This window comes from Pacificibacter maritimus, assembly GCF_003814915.1.
In the GTDB taxonomy this organism is placed as follows: domain Bacteria; phylum Pseudomonadota; class Alphaproteobacteria; order Rhodobacterales; family Rhodobacteraceae; genus Celeribacter; species Celeribacter maritimus.
Genome location: NZ_RKQK01000004.1, coordinates 67,213 through 84,065 on the forward strand (window position 1 = coordinate 67,213; position 16,853 = coordinate 84,065).

The 16,853-nt window shown below is 49.8% G+C and carries 18 protein-coding genes; 6 read left to right on the forward strand and 12 right to left on the reverse strand.

What is annotated here, in order from left to right; genetic code table 11:
- Positions 1–36 precede the first annotated feature (36 nt).
- Both argJ and mutT read left to right on the forward strand, forming a co-directional pair.
- Complete coding sequence (gene argJ, locus EDD53_RS11840) at positions 37–1,281, forward strand: bifunctional glutamate N-acetyltransferase/amino-acid acetyltransferase ArgJ (protein WP_123793515.1); 1,245 nt, start codon at positions 37–39, stop codon at positions 1,279–1,281.
- 8 nt (positions 1,282–1,289) lie between these two features.
- The gene (gene mutT / locus EDD53_RS11845) at positions 1,290–1,688 is read left to right on the forward strand and encodes an 8-oxo-dGTP diphosphatase MutT (protein ID WP_123793517.1); all 399 of its coding nucleotides are present in this window, start codon (positions 1,290–1,292) and stop codon (positions 1,686–1,688) included.
- 367 nt (positions 1,689–2,055) lie between these two features.
- Here the strand turns inward: mutT and infB are convergent, their stop codons facing one another.
- The 5 genes from infB to pip form a co-directional block, all read right to left on the reverse strand.
- On the reverse strand, positions 2,056–4,569 hold the full coding sequence (infB, locus tag EDD53_RS11850; protein ID WP_123793519.1) for a translation initiation factor IF-2: 2,514 nt from the start codon (positions 4,567–4,569) through the stop codon (positions 2,056–2,058).
- The gene (locus tag EDD53_RS11855; RefSeq protein WP_123793521.1) at positions 4,566–5,198 is read right to left on the reverse strand and encodes an RNA-binding protein; all 633 of its coding nucleotides are present in this window, start codon (positions 5,196–5,198) and stop codon (positions 4,566–4,568) included. The genes infB and EDD53_RS11855 overlap by 4 nt, the downstream gene beginning before the upstream one ends.
- Positions 5,199–5,220: 22 nt before the next feature.
- Positions 5,221–6,834: a transcription termination factor NusA gene (nusA, locus tag EDD53_RS11860; protein WP_123793523.1), complete on the reverse strand. Its 1,614-nt coding sequence runs from the start codon at positions 6,832–6,834 to the stop codon at positions 5,221–5,223.
- A 3-nt stretch (positions 6,835–6,837) separates the two neighbouring features.
- Complete coding sequence (gene rimP, locus EDD53_RS11865) at positions 6,838–7,437, reverse strand: ribosome maturation factor RimP (protein WP_123793525.1); 600 nt, start codon at positions 7,435–7,437, stop codon at positions 6,838–6,840.
- A gap of 155 nt (positions 7,438–7,592) precedes the next feature.
- The gene (gene pip, locus EDD53_RS11870; protein ID WP_123793527.1) at positions 7,593–8,582 is read right to left on the reverse strand and encodes a prolyl aminopeptidase; all 990 of its coding nucleotides are present in this window, start codon (positions 8,580–8,582) and stop codon (positions 7,593–7,595) included.
- 83 nt (positions 8,583–8,665) lie between these two features.
- Here pip and ubiG point away from each other — a divergent pair, with 83 nt between their 5' ends.
- Entirely contained in the window at positions 8,666–9,412 is a 747-nt protein-coding gene (gene ubiG / locus EDD53_RS11875; protein WP_123793529.1) for a bifunctional 2-polyprenyl-6-hydroxyphenol methylase/3-demethylubiquinol 3-O-methyltransferase UbiG, read from the forward strand.
- 8 nt (positions 9,413–9,420) lie between these two features.
- Here the strand turns inward: ubiG and EDD53_RS11880 are convergent, their stop codons facing one another.
- The 4 genes from EDD53_RS11880 to EDD53_RS11895 are packed head-to-tail and all read right to left on the reverse strand — an operon-like array spanning position 9,421 to position 11,717.
- Positions 9,421–9,870: a MarR family winged helix-turn-helix transcriptional regulator gene (locus EDD53_RS11880; protein ID WP_123793531.1), complete on the reverse strand. Its 450-nt coding sequence runs from the start codon at positions 9,868–9,870 to the stop codon at positions 9,421–9,423.
- Positions 9,867–10,703: a carbon-nitrogen hydrolase family protein gene (locus tag EDD53_RS11885; RefSeq protein ID WP_123793533.1), complete on the reverse strand. Its 837-nt coding sequence runs from the start codon at positions 10,701–10,703 to the stop codon at positions 9,867–9,869. Before EDD53_RS11885 ends, EDD53_RS11880 begins: the two co-directional genes overlap by 4 nt.
- Positions 10,704–10,706: 3 nt before the next feature.
- Positions 10,707–10,964 (reverse strand): glutaredoxin 3, encoded by a 258-nt coding sequence (gene grxC, locus EDD53_RS11890; protein ID WP_123793535.1) that lies wholly within the window; start codon positions 10,962–10,964, stop codon positions 10,707–10,709.
- 39 nt (positions 10,965–11,003) lie between these two features.
- Positions 11,004–11,717, reverse strand: a complete 714-nt coding sequence (locus tag EDD53_RS11895; RefSeq protein WP_123793537.1) for a ComFC family protein — start codon at positions 11,715–11,717, stop codon at positions 11,004–11,006.
- Positions 11,718–11,765: 48 nt separating this feature from the next.
- On the opposite strand from EDD53_RS11895, the gene EDD53_RS11900 reads away from it, so the two are divergent.
- Positions 11,766–12,602 carry a methyltransferase domain-containing protein gene (locus EDD53_RS11900; protein ID WP_123793539.1) on the forward strand — a complete coding sequence of 279 codons (837 nt, stop codon included), beginning with the start codon at positions 11,766–11,768 and terminating at the stop codon, positions 12,600–12,602.
- Positions 12,603–12,662: 60 nt separating this feature from the next.
- The gene (gene hemH / locus EDD53_RS11905) at positions 12,663–13,739 is read left to right on the forward strand and encodes a ferrochelatase (RefSeq protein WP_123793925.1); all 1,077 of its coding nucleotides are present in this window, start codon (positions 12,663–12,665) and stop codon (positions 13,737–13,739) included.
- Between the two features lie 64 nt (positions 13,740–13,803).
- Here the strand turns inward: hemH and EDD53_RS11910 are convergent, their stop codons facing one another.
- Positions 13,804–14,397, reverse strand: coding sequence for a L,D-transpeptidase (locus EDD53_RS11910; protein WP_123793541.1), 594 nt, complete (start codon positions 14,395–14,397; stop codon positions 13,804–13,806).
- A gap of 157 nt (positions 14,398–14,554) precedes the next feature.
- Here EDD53_RS11910 and dalA point away from each other — a divergent pair, with 157 nt between their 5' ends.
- On the forward strand, positions 14,555–15,091 hold the full coding sequence (dalA, locus tag EDD53_RS11915; RefSeq protein WP_123793543.1) for a divisome-associated lipoprotein DalA: 537 nt from the start codon (positions 14,555–14,557) through the stop codon (positions 15,089–15,091).
- Between the two features lie 9 nt (positions 15,092–15,100).
- Here the strand turns inward: dalA and EDD53_RS11920 are convergent, their stop codons facing one another.
- Positions 15,101–15,601, reverse strand: coding sequence for a L,D-transpeptidase family protein (locus tag EDD53_RS11920; protein WP_123793545.1), 501 nt, complete (start codon positions 15,599–15,601; stop codon positions 15,101–15,103).
- Between the two features lie 67 nt (positions 15,602–15,668).
- Entirely contained in the window at positions 15,669–16,658 is a 990-nt protein-coding gene (locus EDD53_RS11925) for a class I SAM-dependent RNA methyltransferase (RefSeq protein WP_425464066.1), read from the reverse strand.
- Positions 16,659–16,853 lie beyond the last annotated feature (195 nt).

Genomic DNA, 16,853 nt, shown 5'->3' on the forward strand with positions numbered 1-16,853 from the left:
CGCGACAACACGCCATCAATACTAAGGATGCCTTTCATGGCCAAGATTGACCACATTTCTCCCCTTGCTCCAACGGACGGATTCCCGAATCTTCCAGTTATTGATGGCGTGACCTTCGCGGCGACGGCTGCAGGTGTTAAATATCAGGGCCGTACTGATGTCATGCTTGCGCAACTTTGCGCAGGCAGCGTCATCGCGGGCACCTTCACAAAATCCTCCACCCGCTCCGCTGCGGTGCTGGATTGCCAAGCAAAAATCGGTAGCGACCCCACAGGGCCAGCAGCTATTTTGGTGAACTCTGGTAACTCAAACGCCTTCACTGGCAAAAATGGTCTAGATGCTGTTCATAAGATTACACAAGCAGTATCAGAACACTTAGATATCGCTGAAAACCGCGTCTATACATCATCCACTGGAGTGATTGGCGAACCGCTTAAGTGGGATCGCATTATTGCAAAGATCGATGACCTCAAAGCTGGCCAATCCGCTGGTGGCATTGCTGATGCGGCCAAAGCGATCATGACCACAGATACCTTTGCCAAAGGGTCCGCACGTTCGATTGTAATCGATGGCGAACAGATCAAGATCGCAGGTATCGCCAAGGGTTCGGGTATGATCGCACCTGATATGGCGACCATGCTCGTCTATATCTTTACCGATGCAAAAATCGACCAAGATCATTTCCAAACCTTAGTTTCAGACTGCACGGATTCCACGTTCAACTGCATCACGGTCGATAGTGACACATCCACTTCAGATACATTGATTGCCGCGGCCACAGGGCGCAGCAATGCAACCAAGCTAGAGATCGACAGCGAACACTCCAAAACCTTTCGCACCGCCCTGCACGAAGTCATGTTGGAGCTTTCTCACCTTGTGGTGAAGGACGGCGAAGGCGCCACCAAGTTTGTCGAAGTACAGGTTACAAATGCACAAACGAATGAAGATGCGCGCGCTATTGCTTCATCCATAGCGAATTCGCCTTTGGTGAAAACAGCTGTCGCTGGCGAAGACCCAAATTGGGGGCGAGTCGTTATGGCTGTCGGCAAATCTGGTGCGCAAGCTGATCGTGATTTACTTTCCATTTGGTTCGGGGATGTATTGGTCGCTGAAAACGGCTGGGCGGCCCCTTCCTACACTGAAGAGGCCGGTGCCGCACATATGAAAAACGATCACATCGTTATTCGCGTCGATATCGGGCTTGGCACGCGCAATTGCACGATGTGGACCTGCGATTTGACGCATGGCTACATCACCATCAATGCTGACTACAGATCATAGGTGGTCGTGTGAAAGTCATACTTGTTTCAGCCGTCGCGCTTATTGATACAGATGGGCGTGTGCTTTTAGCGCAACGCCCCAAAGGAAAGTCCATGGCAGGGCTGTGGGAGTTTCCTGGAGGTAAAATCGAAAGTGGCGAAACGCCCGAACAAGCCTTGGTGCGTGAACTGTATGAAGAGCTAGGGATTGAGACATGGGATTCCTGCCTCGCGCCCCTTACATTTGCATCCCATTCTTATGACGATTTTCACCTTCTTATGCCGCTTTTTGTCTGTCGAAAGTGGGCTGGTATCCCTGAAGCCAAAGAAGGGCAGGTTCTAAAATGGGTCTCGCCAAACGCGCTGTGCGACTATCCGATGCCTGCTGCAGATGTTCCCTTGATCCCGATTCTACGCGATTGGCTGTGAACTATAGGTCATTCGACAACTTTTTTTCTTTTTCGGCTGATATTTCAGCAGAAATATGACGGTTATGTGAAATTTGTATGCGCAAAATTAACACTTTTGCTCTACACTGTTTCTTAATTCGAAACTAATTCTGGGGAATTGAATATGCTGCGCTCTATCTCAATGGGAAAATACATCTCTGTTCAAGGACTGTTTGTTCGGGAATCGTCACAAGGGAAGATTGTTGTCAGCGTAGGCGGCAAAACTTTTGAAGGCACGCCAATTTCATAGCTGGCGTTGCGCCGGACCAAAATGTGGATCCGAAGGTATTCAAATAAAAAAGGCGGGCTTCGTGGCCCGCCTTTTTTGTATTCTGACTTTTAAGCTCTTAGTCAAGCTTGCGAACAACTTCTTCGCGCTCGAACAACTCGATCACGTCACCTGCGCGAATGTCTTCGTAGTTCTCAAACGCCATACCACATTCTTGGCCTGACTGAACTTCTTTGACTTCGTCTTTGAAGCGCTTAAGCGTCTTAAGTGTGCCTTCATGAATAACGACATTATCACGCAGCAAACGTACACCAGCAGAGCGGCGCGCGACACCTTCAGTGATAAGACACCCTGCAACCTTGCCAACGCCACCAGATACCTTAAAGACTTCGCGGATTTCAGAGTATCCGATGAAGTTTTCGCGGATTTCAGCAGACAATAGACCAGATGCAGCCGCTTTTACGTCATCTACAAGATCGTAGATCACTGAATAGTAGCGGATCTCAACGCCTTTTTGGTTAGCGCTGCTACGTGCGGGTGAGTTCGCCCGTACGTTAAACCCGATCACTGGCGCGCCAGATGCTTCTGCAAGACCGATGTCACTTTCTGTGATCGCACCAACACCGTAATGCAGAACGCGAACGCGGACTTCATCGTTACCGATTTTTTCCATCGCTTGGATGATTGCCTCGGCAGAACCTTGAACATCAGCTTTGACCAAGATTGGTAGCTCTGCCACGTTTTCATCCGCTTTTGCTTTCGCAAGAAGTTGATCCAATGTGGTTGCAGCACCAGCGGTCGCGCGTTTTTCTTTTGCGGCATGTGCACGGTATTCAGCGATTTCACGCGCTTGAGCATCCGTATCCACAACGTTCAAAACATCACCAGCTTCAGGCGTTCCATTAAGGCCAAGGACCTCAACAGGTACTGATGGGCCAGCTTCGTCAACCCTTTCACCTTTGTCATTCACAAGCGCACGGACTTTACCCCACTGCTCACCCACAACAAAGATATCACCACGTTTCAGCGTACCTTTTTGGATCAAAACCGTCGCAACAGGACCGCGGCCCACATCAAGTTGGGCTTCGATCACGGCACCTTCGGCGGCGCGATCTGGGTTCGCTTTCAATTCTAGAATTTCCGCTTGAAGCGCAATTGCTTCGAGTAGGTCATCAAGACCTTGGCCCGTGATGGCAGAGACTTCGATGTCTTGGACATCGCCTGAGAATTCTTCCACGATCACTTCATGCTGCAAAAGCTCAGTGCGAACTTTTTGTGGGTCCGCATCTGGTTTGTCACATTTGTTGATCGCAACAATCATCGGAACTTCTGCAGCTTTGGCATGCGCGATCGCTTCGATCGTTTGTGGCATGACCGAGTCATCAGCAGACACAACAAGAATAACGATATCTGTCACTTGCGCACCGCGAGAGCGCATAGATGTGAACGCCGCGTGGCCAGGTGTATCGAGGAAGGACAAAACCGCGCCACTTTCCGTGGCCACCTGATACGCACCGATGTGCTGCGTGATACCGCCAGCTTCGCCAGTTGTAACGCTGGTTTTGCGGATTGCGTCAAGAAGTGATGTTTTACCATGGTCAACGTGGCCCATGATCGTAACAACAGGAGGTCGTGATTTAAGGTCTTCTTCTTTATCTACGATCTGCTGAATAACATCCTCTACGTCCGCATCAGAGACACGTTGGATACGGTGACCAAATTCTTCAATGATCAGTTCTGCTGTATCGGCATCGATAGGTTGGTTTTGAGTGACCATCATACCCATTTTCATGAGAGATTTCACAACATCAGCTACGCGTTCCGCCATACGGTTGGCCAATTCAGACACAACAATTGTTTCAGGAACCTGAACATCACGAACAACCTTTTCGCGTGGCTCATTGTTGCCCATAGCCTTTTGACGCAAACGATCCTGCTTACGCTTCATGGATGCCATTGAGCGACGCTTACCATCACCACCGTTCAGCGCCTGATTTACAGTTAGCTTGCCAGAGCGGCGGCTATCTTCAGATTGCTTGTTGCGGTTATTGCGGTTCGCGTCGTCGTTGTCAGCGCGGCGCGCAGGTGTTGGGCGGCTGCGCTGATCCGTTGCTTTTTGAGCCGCAGCTTGCGCTGCAGCTGGATCGTCATCCACTTTAGCCTGAGTTGTTTTTGGCGCGGGTTTCGGAGCTTCTGCACGTTTCTTGGCTTCTTCAGCTTCGGCCTTTGCACGCTCTTCTTCGATTTCCTTTAGCTTACGCGCTTCTTGAAGTTCTTTTTCTTCACGCTCTTTTGCTTCGATATCTGCACGACGACGCTTACGTTCTTCTTCGCGAGATTTATCTTCTGCAGCGCGTTTTTCAGCTTCTGCAGCTTCGTTTTGCTTTGCGAAAGCAAGCGCTTTCATCCGGCGTTCCATTTCCGTATCAGAAATACCCGCTGGACGTTTGGAAGGATCGCCAAGTCGTGGAGAACCGCCACCAGTTTTTGCAGCGCCAGCTTTTGGCACCACAACGCGTTTGCGTTTTGTTTCTACGACAACACTCTTGGTGCGCCCGTGTGAGAAGCTTTGCTTAACTTGTCCGGGGCCGCCACGAATGCCTAGGGGTTTTTTTCCATCTGTATCGCTCATATCGTCGTCTTACCCTTTCCGGCGGAGCGCTCTCCACCGCTTATCTCGCGCACACCCATCAATCGTGCGGCGTCGTCTACAACTTTTGTAGAAAGACCGCCACGCGCGAGCGCGCCATGTATCACAGTTTCACGGCCAAAGGCCAAACCCAATTCGGCACTTGTAAGATGGCCGAACCAGCGGCCTCCCTCAGGTGTCCGTAGTTTGCCTTTTCCGCGTTCAGATCCGTCGGAGGCTTGCATCAAAACAATCGCGCGTTCCTCAGCAATCCATCCTTTTACTTTTTCAAAACCACAAACCGCTTCACCCGCTTTTCGAGCCAAAGCAATGAGGTGAACGACGCGTTGGGTTAGACCGTTTTCGATCAAATCCACAAAGCCATCGGCCACCGAAACATCTGCTCTGGCCACTTTGGCAAACAGCTTTTTCTTAATTGCCTCATCCAAGGCCCCGCGATCAGCGCTAACCCAGATACCGCGACCTGGCAGTTTTTCTGCCAAGTCAGGAACGACCTGACCATCGGGACCGATCACAAAACGGATGAGACCAGTACGCGGCTCGGAGTCGCGCGTTACAATGCAACGGCGCTCTCCATCATCCTTTGTATTTTTGTGGCCACCACGGGGCATCAGATCACCTAAGCTGAGGCCTTTAAGCCTCGGCCTCCTCAGTTTCGCCATCTACGTCTTCTTCGCTTGCGTCTAATTCGGCTGGATCAACCCAACCAAGTTGAATGCGCGCTGTCATGACAAGCGTTTGCGCCTCTTCCAAGGACATGTCAAATTTCTCTAGTAATCCTTCGTCTTTGTGGCGCTCGCCATTGATGGTTGTCCATCCGCCAGCAAGTTCCCAATCGGCGCAGGTTGCGAAATCTTCGAGTGATTTCACATCGTCTTGAGCAAGCGCTTCAATCATTTGGGGTGTCAGGCCGTCAAATTCAACCAAGCTGTCGAGAACGCCCAAAGCACGCGCATTTTCGAGCGCTTTCAAATTGGCAGCTTCAAGAACGTCACGCGCACGCGCCTGAAGTTCACCTGCAGTCGCTTCATCAACGCCGTCGATAACAAGCAATTCGTCAACTTCAACGTAGGCAACTTCTTCCAAGTTCGTGAAGCCTTCAGACACAAGAAGCTGTGCAAAGAATTCGTCCAAATCCAAGTTATCCATGAAGAGTTTGGTGCGGATTGCAAACTCTTTTTGACGGCGCTCTGATTCTTCGGCCTCTGTAAGAATGTCGATATCAAGGCCCGTCAACTGGGATGCAAGGCGCACGTTTTGACCACGGCGACCGATTGCCAGTGACAATTGCTCATCAGGCACAACAACTTCGATTTTGCCGGCGTCATCATCAAGAACAACCTTGGAAACTTCAGCTGGCTGCAACGCATTCACAAGGAATGTTGGCGCATCTTCGTTCCATGGGATGATGTCAATTTTTTCACCCTGAAGTTCGTTGACGACGGCTTGAACGCGTGAACCACGCATACCAACACAGGCACCGACAGGGTCGATAGAACCATCGTTGGAAATCACAGCTATTTTTGCACGCGAACCAGGATCACGGGCAACAGCTTTGATTTCAATGATGCCATCGTAAATTTCTGGCACTTCCATTTTGAACAGTTCAGACATGAACTCAGGCGCTGTGCGTGACAAGAACACCTGTGGGCCACGCGCTTCGCGGCGTACATCTTTGATAAAGCAACGCACACGATCATTCGGACGGTATGTTTCACGACCGATCTTTTCGTTGCGGCGCAAAATGCCTTCGCCGCGACCGATATCAACGATCACATTGCCGTATTCTTCACGCTTCACAACGCCGTTGATGATTGTGCCTGCGCGGTCTTTGAATTCGTCGTACTGGCGATCACGCTCGGCTTCGCGAACCTTTTGCAAGATAACCTGTTTCGCAGATTGTGCTGCGATACGGCCAAGCTCGACTGGCGGCACTTCATCAGTAATTTCGCTGCCAATTTCTGGATCAGGCATGTATTGCTTGGCTTGGTCGACAGTCAATTCGGCTTGATAGTTTTCCAGCTCCTCGTCGGCCACAACGGTGCGCACACGTGTGAATGTCGCTTTGCCTGTTTTACGGTCGATGTGAACGCGAATGTCCATCTCGGAGCCGTATCGGGACTTTGCTGCACGCGCCAAGCTTTCTTCCATCGCCTCAACAACAAGGTTGGGGTCGATCATTTTTTCGCGGGCCACAGCCTCGGCGGTTTGAAGTAGCTCAAGCTGGTTGGCGGAGGTGATTGCCATGTCTCAGTCCTCTCTAAGGTCGTCGTTGGAACCATCGTCAGTTTCAACGTCATCAAATTGGGTTTCGTCAATTGCGCCAGACGCTTTGCGTTGGCGGAGCATTTCAGCGATCAAATCATCGGTCAGAATCAATTTGGCATCTGACAACCAGTCAAATTTCAAACCAATCGTAACAGTTTCGCCGTTTTCAATGATGTTAATCAAAACATCACCGTCCTCGACACCAGCCAATTCGCCCTTAAAGCGGCGACGGCCATCAAACATTTCTTCGGTCTCGATGCGCGCCTCGTAGCCCTCGAAAGTCTCAAAATCTTTCAAACGGGTCAAAGGGCGGTCGATACCTGGGCTAGAAACTTCCAGCGTAAACTCATCTTCAATTGGGTCTTCAACATCCAAAACTGCTGATACAGCTGTGGAAATTTGAGCACATTCATCAACTTCGATACCGCCAGTAGGGCGCTCGGCCATGATCTGTAGCGTTTTCGACTTTGTCGATGACATCAGACGAATACGCACCAATTCAAAGCCCATTCCCTCAATAACGGGACCAACGATCTCAGCCATGCGGCGGTCGATCGATGTTTTGGCAATCAGTTCGGACATATTCCAATAAGCCTTTCGGGCAAACAGGACCCTAAATTAAGAGGGCACAAAAAAACGGGCGCGCGGCCCGTTGATATTTCTCGGTGGTACCTTGGGGTTTCCCAACGCGCCGCTGTTGAACACGCTATACGCTGTGATCCTTGAAACTGCAACCCCTATCGCAAGGGCAGCCTTATTTGCTTTGCTAGCTGATCCATAGTGTGAACCAATTGCGCAGCTATTCCCGCTTCTGACAATGCATGCCCCGCCTGCCCTATCATGTGTAACTGCGAAGCGGGCCAAGCCTTATGCAAACGATATGCCCCTTTGGGCGGGCAAACCATGTCGAAGCGTCCTTGTACGATTGTTCCGGGCACATCGGCCATCGATTCAACATTCTTCAACAATTGACCATCTGTTTCAAAGAATGCCTTATTTTGGAAATAATGATTTTCCAAACGGGCAAAGGCACGCGCGAATTGCGCGGGAGGGTCCCCTACGCGCCCATCAGACCCGAGTGACGCCAGCGCATTTTCCCACTTTGACCAAATTCTTGCAAAATGCGTTTCAATTTCAACGTCACCACTAAACAAGCGATTGTGATAGGCTTGAATCAGATCGCTACGCTCGTCGTCTGGAATATCAGCGATGAAGCCCTGCCAAAGATCGGGCCAAAATCGCCCAGCGCCACCCTGATAGAACCAGTCTAGCTCTTCTTGCATACCAAGAAAAACGCCCCGCAACACAAGGTGTATAACGCGTTCGGGGTGATTTTGGGTATAGGCTAAGCCGAGTGTTGCGCCCCAACTGCCACCAAAAACGATCCACTTATCGATGTTTAAAACAGCACGAATTTGTTCGATATCTGCTACTAGGTGCCAAGTTGTGTTGTCCGTGACGTCGGCAAAGGGTTTTGATCGCCCACAGCCGCGCTGGTCAAATAGAATGATTCTATAGATCTCGGGGTCAAAAAAGCGGCGCATAAAAGGACTACTGCCCCCGCCTGGGCCGCCATGAAGAACAACCACAGGGATACCATCTGGATTTCCGCTTTGTTCGACATAAATAGTATGAAGCCCATCAACCGCGAGCATACGTTGATCGTACTGCACCAGCGGCGGGTAAAGATAGCTATATGCGCTCTTTGGGCCTGAAACCTTGTTCATAGAATTCCTATAGAGAGCGTGATAGCTCAGCTGGTGATAGATCAAAAATAGCTTACGCTGAATTGAACACGAAGGAACGGATCATGCAAACCCATCACACGACAATAGACCCGTCTGAAGTCGCAAAGTTTGAGGCAATGGCCGCCGAATGGTGGGATCCCAACGGGAAATTTAAGCCCCTCCACATGCTCAATCCCTGTCGTCTGGATTACATCACAGCTCAAATCGCTGCGGAATTTGGTCGTGACTTGAGTGATGACAAACCTTTTGACGGGCTGCGGCTTTTGGATATCGGCTGCGGAGGGGGACTTTTATCAGAACCCATGGCGCGCCTTGGGGCAACTGTGGTCGGTGCCGATGCCGCCGCAGGGAACCTTCCAGTCGCACGTCTTCATGCGGAACAATCAGGTTTGACGATAGACTATCGCCACACAACAGCTGAAGACTTAGCTGCTTCAGGCGAGCAATTTGATGTCGTACTCAATATGGAAGTCGTCGAACATGTTTCTGACCCCGAAGCATATTTAAATGCCTGTCATGATTTGCTAAAGTCGGGCGGATTGATGATTTGCTCAACTATCAATCGCAATCCAAAGTCATACTTTGTTGCCATTCTCGGAGCAGAGGTCGTCATGCGGTGGTTGCCACGCGGCACGCATGAATGGAATAAATTCATAACGCCTGATGAGTTGTACGACTTGATCACGACTGCCAATTTACAGCCAGTTGATCGAAAAGGATTCGTTTTTAATCCTGTACTTTGGTCTTGGTCATTATCAGACAAAGATTTGTCGGTGAATTATGTAACTGCATCGATTAAGCCAGTTTAGGGTCTAATCTAAGTATCATCTTCAAGGCGAATACGCATTTCACGCAAGACTGGGAGTGCGTTTTTCACCCTATCTTGACCAATGGCTTCAACAACCTGCGTTAAGATAGGGGTAATGGCTGCCAATGCGGCATCACGTGCGGCAGTGCCTGATGGAGAAATCGAAACAAACTTACGCCGTGCGTCATCCCAATCAGGCCGAATGTGGATATGTCCAGCCCATTCCAGCTTATTCAAGGTATTTGTCATCGCGCCACGCGTCACATGAAAAGCCCGCGCAAGCTGAGCAGGCGACCGCTCATCCCCTGACCGCGCAAGGTGATTTAAAACAGAAAAGTGGCTAATCTCCATACCTTTAGGCAAAGCTTTTGTGAGTCGGTTGCGCGCCAACTGATCGGCCATAAAAATTTCAGAAAACAAAGCAACTGCCAGAGAGTCTGACCCAGATGTGGACCTCATTTTCGCACCTCGAATGCTCTATCATGTTGCAAAGATGGAATAGCTTTGCGCGCCTTTTCAACATCTTCCAAATCAATCTCAACGACCCCAACACCACAGCTCTGCTCGCCATCATAAAGGATTTCGCCCCATGGCGAAATCACCATACTATGACCATATGTGCTACGACCTTTGCTACCTTTTGAGGTATGTAACCCTGTCTGAGCTGGCGCAATCACAATACTACCCGTTTCTATAGCACGCGCCCGCAGCAATACTTCCCAATGTGCTGCGCCTGTTGTCTGTGAAAACGCTGCGGGAATCGTAAAAATTTGCGCCCCAGCCTGTGCAAGCTTACGATACAGCGTTGGAAACCTTAAATCATAGCAAACAGTCATACCAAATGCGCCCAGCGCAGTATCGGCAATAACAGCATCATCACCCGGTCTGTAACCATCGGATTCTTTGTAAACTTCATCAGCACCAAGTGTGACATCAAACATGTGAATTTTATCGTAGCATGCGTGGATACTTCCGTCAGGCGCTATCAAAAAGGATCGATTTACAAATCGGCCATCAGCACTATTTGATTTCAATGCTAATGACCCGATAAGAAGCCAAATACCGAGTGTTAGAGCCTCTTCTTGTAAAGACTTGAGCGTGGTATCCTTGTCTTGCGTTTGCAGAACTTTCTGCTGATGCTTGCGAGATGTCGAAACACAATTGCTCACTTCGGGCGTGCAAACGATTTGCGCCCCTTGCTGTGCAGCCTTTCGGACGTATCCGAGGATTACCCGCAGATTTTCATCTGGGTCATCACCAGAATTTAAAGTTATCAAACCTGCGGTGAACATGACTTATCCAGCAAGCAAAGTGTCAAGCTTGCCTGCGCGCTCCAATTCATGCAACTCATCGCAGCCACCAACATGAGTTGAGCCGACAAAAATTTGTGGAACTGTGTGACGACCAGACGCTCGCTGCATCATCTCTTGACGACGATCAGGGGCGTTCATCACGTCAATATCAGTATACTGTACATTTTTGCTATCGAGCAGCCTTTTAGCTGCAATGCAAAAAGGGCAAATTGGTGTCGTGTAAAGCGTTACAGCTTGCATATTGTAAGTCCTTTTACTGTTGTGCAGGACTATACGGATTTAGTTTTTCTTCGCAACGCGTGCAAGCACCGCGACCGAAACCTTTCTGGCTCCCGCCGCTAAGCAAGCATTGGTGCATTCAGTTAATGTCGCGCCCGTGGTCAAGACATCATCGACCAACAACACATGACGCCCCTTCACTCTTTTTGCCTTTTGGCCCCGAAAAGAAATGGCCCCTGCGACAGTTTCTCGTCGCTCGCTGGCAGACATCCCATCTAACTTACGTGTCGCGCGTTTTCGCACCAACAAGTTGGGGCAGTGGTCAATTTCTAATACCTTAGAAAGCCGTTTTGACAGCAATATTGATTGGTTGTAGCGCCGCCAATACCCCCGCAACCAATGAATGGGCACAGGCACAGCCACGGTATCATGCTCGACTATTGGCTTTGCTGAATTGGCCAACCACTCTCCGACGGGATAGGCAAGATCGGTGCGATCCGAATGCTTTAATCGCATGACGATGGATTTCGCGTTACCACGGTACACCATTAAAGCGGCTGCGCGCGCCCAAGGCCGTGGTTTAGTTAAACAATCGTCACACAGATCCCCCGCCTGCGATTCACCGATCAATGAGGTCGCGCACATATCGCAACACCCGCCATCAATAAAATGGCTTTCCCCCCAACATGTCGGGCAAAGACCATAGACGAACTCGACCAACTGGTCGCAGGTCAGGCATTTGATTGGATAAAAGAGCTTGTTCAGGCTTTGCATTTGTTGCGCAATTTCTTAAGTTGGATCGACTTCAGTGGAAGATAAAACATGCCCCCCAATGACCATCTTGTTGATCGCGCCCAGCTCGTGCGCAATCGCGATAGAGCCACCAAAATTGCTAGTGATTTCTTTTTACACACCGAGGCGCGGCTTGAGATAGAGCATCGTCTGGATATGGTTAACAAATCGTTTAGATCACCTGCGATTGTCACAAGCTTTCCCGAAATTTGGAAAAAATGGTTTCCAGATGCGAAAGTCGTTGAGGACACAGATATCATTGACCTCAAAGAAGGTGCGCATGATCTGGTCATCCATGCAATGGCGCTGCACTGGGCGAACGATCCTGTTGGGCAACTTATTCAATGCAATCGATCTTTGTCACCTGACGGCCTCATGATTGCGACTTTTTTTGGTGATCAAACCCTAAATGAACTTCGCTCATCCCTGTCACAAGCAGAAGCGCGCTTGTCAGGCGGATTGTCTGCGCGCGTTTTGCCGATGGGCGAACTACGCGATCTCGGAGGTCTATTGCAGCGCGCGGCATTTGCCCTTCCTGTGGCAGATAAAACCACAACGCGGGTTACGTTTTCATCACTCACACATCTGGTAAAAGAACTGCGCGCTATGGGGGAAACATCAGCTTTAGAGGCACGTCCACGTAAATTTATGTCACGCGCACTGTTTGAGCTGGCGCAAGAATTATATCAAACTCACTTTTCGACAGACCGACGATTGCAGGCCACTTTCGATATGATTTTTTTGACAGGCTGGGCACCAGACGCAAGTCAGCCAAAACCCTTGATGCCTGGCTCTGCCAAAACTCGTTTGGCGGATGCCCTCGGCGCAAAAGAGTTCAACATTCCAAAAGACACTGACCCGACTTGACCTCAGGCCCCAGCGCCCCAGTTTAGATCAAACGACACATAGGACCGAACCATGGGAACAATGAAGCCAACACGGCTGAACACAAATGCGACCGACGCCAAGTGCCCAGCGCATGCCTTGCATGATCATCCAAAGATTCCGCAAGAAAAAATTGGCGTTCTATTGGCGAACTTGGGCACACCAGACGCAACCGATTATTGGTCGATGCGCAAATATTTAAGCGAGTTCCTGTCGGACAAGCGTGTCATCGATTACCCCGCTTGGAAATGGCAACCCATTTTGCAGGGCATTATTCTATCTATTCGCCCTCAGAAATCAGGAGCGGCATACCGCACAATTTGGAATAACGATGCGAATGAAAGCCCTCTGTTGACGATCACGAAACAACAACATCAGGCAATTTCAGCCAAGTTAGGGTCTAAATTTGGTGAAAACATCGTAGTCGATTACTGCATGCGGTATGGAAATCCTTCCACCAAATCCAAGGTGGCTGCCATGATCGCTGAAGGATGCACCAAAATTTTGTTTTTCCCACTCTACCCGCAATATGCTGGGGCTACCGTGGCAACGGCAAACGACGAATTTTTCCGCGCCCTCATGAAAGAAAACTGGCAACCAGCGTCGCGGACTGTTGCTCCTTATTTTGACAACCCTCAATACATAGACGCCCTCGCTCAATCTGTTGAACGCGCCTACGCAAGTGCAGCAAAAAAGCCAAATATATTGATCTGCTCCTATCACGGTCTTCCAGCGCGCTATTTGACCAAAGGGGGCGACCCGTATCACTGCCAATGCCAAAAAACCACACGCCTACTCAAGGAACGTCTAGGTTGGGCAGATACAGAAATTATGACAACATTTCAGTCGAAGTTTGGCCCTGAAGAATGGCTTCAACCTTACACGGTTGAAGAGGTTGCAAGACAAGCAGAGGCTGGTAACAAAAGTATTGCTGTCTGTGCCCCAGCATTTTCAGCGGATTGCATTGAGACACTCGAAGAAATCAACGAAGAAATCAAAGAGAGCTTTGAAGAAGCTGGAGGGGAAGATTTTTTATACATCCCCTGCCTCAACGATGATGAGGCCCACATTGATGTCTTAACCCAAGTCATCGAAGAAAACCTAAAAGGTTGGACTTAAGGCTTTATAATTAAAAGTGGCGACCGCCAAGGTCGCCACTTTTACAACAGTCATGTGGTTACTTTTAGATCAACAAGACCTGTGTACCATTCTTTGTCAGGGCGTAGAGCTCTGCAATATGTTCGTTGTACAACCCAATGCACCCGTTTGAAGACTGGCGCCCGATTTTGCGCGTGTCGTGCGTGCCGTGAATTCGGTAATACTGCCATGTCAAATAAAGCGCATGCGTGCCTAAGGGGTTATCTGGGCCAGGCCCTACAAAAGGCGGCCATTCAGGGTTGCGTTCGCGCATTGCAGGCGTTGGCGACCACGATGGGCCTTCGACCTTGCGAATAATCGACGTACGACCACGGCGCGTCAAATCTTCAGTCAACGGCACCGAGGTCGGGTAGAGCTTATAGGTCGTCTGGTCTTCGCTCCAATAATGCAGTGCGCGCGAGGTGATATCCACCAAGACAGCGCCATTTGCTGTGTTGTCAAAATAAGGGCGCCAATCCAGCGAGCGAAAGCTAGAAATGTTACGACGCACAGTGGGCGACAAGTCGCGCTCAATCTCAGTCGTGTTGTCATTCTGAGCCAAAGCAGGCACAGCCAAAGTCGCAGCGGCGGCAGACACGAACATTCGGCGCGAAAGTTTATTATCGAAAGTACTGGTCATACTGAGACCCTAACTAATATTGCGTTGGTCGAACTATATGGCCGGATTGCCGCAGTCGCAAATCAAACAATCGTCAACGGCGATATTACGCGGACTTGATTTGCTCCGGCTTTGTTTTCAGGGTACTGCATCTTAGATTGTTTTCGAGGACCAGACGATGCGTATATTTATTCTGTTGCTTTGTGCGGTTATTGGGCTGAGCGCTTGTGAAAGCGCTGCGCCTGTAATGGCGCCTGATGGCAAACCTTTGCCACGTGTATACCGCATCAGTGCGAGAGATGAGGCTAAAATTCAGTATCGCATGCTCGATTCTGTCAATGCTCTAAGAGGTGCATCTGGCGCGCCTGAAGTTCAATTGAATGCAAATTTAACTGCGGCTGCTGCAACCCATTCAATTGATATGAGAAACCAAAATCGCCCGTGGCACTTTGGGTCAGATGGATCTTCACCCATCGACCGCGTCGCACGTTCAGGTTTTTCTGGACTTATGATCGGTGAAAATATCTCTGAAACCTACGAGTCAGAGTTAGAAACTTTGAGCGCGTGGATGGAACAACCCGACACCCGCCAAATTATTTTAGATCCTCGGGCAACTGATCTTGGGTTTGCATGGCATCAGGAAACTAATGGCAAATTATGGTGGACGCTTTTGCTCGGTCAAGCACAACCACAAAACTTTGCAGGCCTTCAGTAAAGCAGCATCTTACGGGAATATATCGATCTGAGTTCCCGTAAGAACCATCATGTAAATTTCTTCGATGTGACGATCAGCGACCGCGATACACCCAGCGGTCCAATCTTTGCCACGCCCAACATGTTCGCCAGCGCGGCCGTGAATAAAAATATCACCTCCAGGGCTACGACCACGCGCGCGAGCAAACTCTATATCCTGCGCGTTCGGGTAAGAAATTCCAACAGATAAATGGAACTGTGAATTCGGGTTTCTGCGGTCAATGATGTAACTGCCCTCAGGGGTCTTTCCATCGCCTTCGAACTGCTTATGTCCGACAGGAACACCGCCCAAACCAACTTTGTATTTTTTGATCACCTTTGTGCCGTGCAATAAATACAAACGACGACGTTTTTTGTGCAACACAACACGGGTAATCTGTGGACCGAAATATGGCTCCAACGTGCGCCCAAAAGACGGCATCGGAAAAATGGCGGCTGAGGCAAGTCCTGCAATTACGGTTCTGCGTTTCATTTAGATGTCCGTGTTCTTTTTTGTCGCGTATACGACAGCCTTTGCACTGCTCCAAGTAAACTTTGCGTCAAACCTTATAAAACCGTGCCGCAATTTCAACATGCGGCGACCAACGAAATTGATCTACTACCTTGAGCCAATCAATTTTGTATCCACCCTCAACAAGGATTTTTGCATCCCGCGCGAATGTAACAGGGTTGCAGGATACAAACCCAATTGATTTTATAGAGCTTTTTGCCAACTCACCCGTTTGCGCCACTCCGCCAGCACGAGGTGGGTCGATGATCGCTGCATCAAACCGCTTAAGTTCATCTGGCAACAAAGGTTGGCGAAACAGATCACGTGTCTCAGTCGTAACAGTTTTCAGCCCTGACGTGGCTTTCCAAGCATCAGACAGGCTTTCCAGCATCATCGGTTCGCTTTCAACGGCATGAACTGATGCTGAAAGCGCCAAAGGCAGACTGAATGTTCCGCACCCCGCAAACAGGTCAACAATGCAACCCGCACCGCCAACAGCTTGCTTCATCAAGGCCACAAGGGTGGCTTGCCCATGCTGTGTCGCCTGCAAAAATGCACCAGGTGGCGGCGTCATACGTGCCGTACCCAATGTCAGATATGGCCTTGTTTCCTGTACAACCTCATCGCCATTCCAAGTCAGGCGAATGAAACCAAACTCTCGCACTACACTCGCAAGATCAGTGCGCAACGCCATATCAAGCGGCTTTCCGTCGATTACAGATACATCAACGCCAGAATCCGTATCCGTGACAGTTATCGCCATTTCTCCCCGACGCGACCCGCCAGTGGAAACCAGAGCTTCAAGTCCAGGAAGGGATTCTATGATGGGTTTGGTCATCAAAATACAGTCAGGAATGGCAACCAAAGTTCCCGAAGCCCGTCCGTGCAGGCCAACCAATACACCTTTTTTAGTGCGTCGACCTGCGAAAACAGCTCGCCTACGCGACTGGCTGGGCGATGTCAGAACATCTTCAACCTCGATATTCAAACCATGACTTTCTAGCGCCATCTTGACGACTTGCGCCTTCCAAGAAGCCACGAATGGATCGGAAGCATGCTGTAATGCGCAACCGCCACAAGATTTAAAATGGTGGCAAGGCGGCTTTACCCGGTCAACTGACGGAGAAATAACTTTAGGGGCCAACATTCGGTCACCTTCGACAAGGCCTTCAACGATCTCTCCGGGTAGCGTTTTTGGTACAAAAATTGGTCCTTTAGCAATCCCGTCACCATG

Bases quoted from the DNA above. Each gene is read 5' to 3' on its own strand.
- nusA (WP_123793523.1), bottom strand. From the start codon at position 6,834: ATGGCAATCACCTCCGCCAACCAGCTTGAGCTACTTCAAACCGCCGAG.
- grxC (WP_123793535.1), bottom strand. From the start codon at position 10,964: ATGCAAGCTGTAACGCTTTACACGACACCAATTTGCCCTTTTTGCATT.
- pip (WP_123793527.1), bottom strand. From the start codon at position 8,582: ATGAACAAGGTTTCAGGCCCAAAGAGCGCATATAGCTATCTTTACCCG.
- infB (WP_123793519.1), bottom strand. From the start codon at position 4,569: ATGAGCGATACAGATGGAAAAAAACCCCTAGGCATTCGTGGCGGCCCC.
- EDD53_RS11920 (WP_123793545.1), bottom strand. From the start codon at position 15,601: ATGAAACGCAGAACCGTAATTGCAGGACTTGCCTCAGCCGCCATTTTT.
- argJ (WP_123793515.1), top strand. From the start codon at position 37: ATGGCCAAGATTGACCACATTTCTCCCCTTGCTCCAACGGACGGATTC.
- rimP (WP_123793525.1), bottom strand. From the start codon at position 7,437: ATGTCCGAACTGATTGCCAAAACATCGATCGACCGCCGCATGGCTGAG.
- hemH (WP_123793925.1), top strand. From the start codon at position 12,663: ATGAAGCCAACACGGCTGAACACAAATGCGACCGACGCCAAGTGCCCA.
- dalA (WP_123793543.1), top strand. From the start codon at position 14,555: ATGCGTATATTTATTCTGTTGCTTTGTGCGGTTATTGGGCTGAGCGCT.
- EDD53_RS11855 (WP_123793521.1), bottom strand. From the start codon at position 5,198: ATGCCCCGTGGTGGCCACAAAAATACAAAGGATGATGGAGAGCGCCGT.
- EDD53_RS11900 (WP_123793539.1), top strand. From the start codon at position 11,766: ATGCCCCCCAATGACCATCTTGTTGATCGCGCCCAGCTCGTGCGCAAT.
- EDD53_RS11880 (WP_123793531.1), bottom strand. From the start codon at position 9,870: ATGAGGTCCACATCTGGGTCAGACTCTCTGGCAGTTGCTTTGTTTTCT.
- EDD53_RS11910 (WP_123793541.1), bottom strand. From the start codon at position 14,397: ATGACCAGTACTTTCGATAATAAACTTTCGCGCCGAATGTTCGTGTCT.
- EDD53_RS11895 (WP_123793537.1), bottom strand. From the start codon at position 11,717: ATGCAAAGCCTGAACAAGCTCTTTTATCCAATCAAATGCCTGACCTGC.
- EDD53_RS11885 (WP_123793533.1), bottom strand. From the start codon at position 10,703: ATGTTCACCGCAGGTTTGATAACTTTAAATTCTGGTGATGACCCAGAT.
- ubiG (WP_123793529.1), top strand. From the start codon at position 8,666: ATGCAAACCCATCACACGACAATAGACCCGTCTGAAGTCGCAAAGTTT.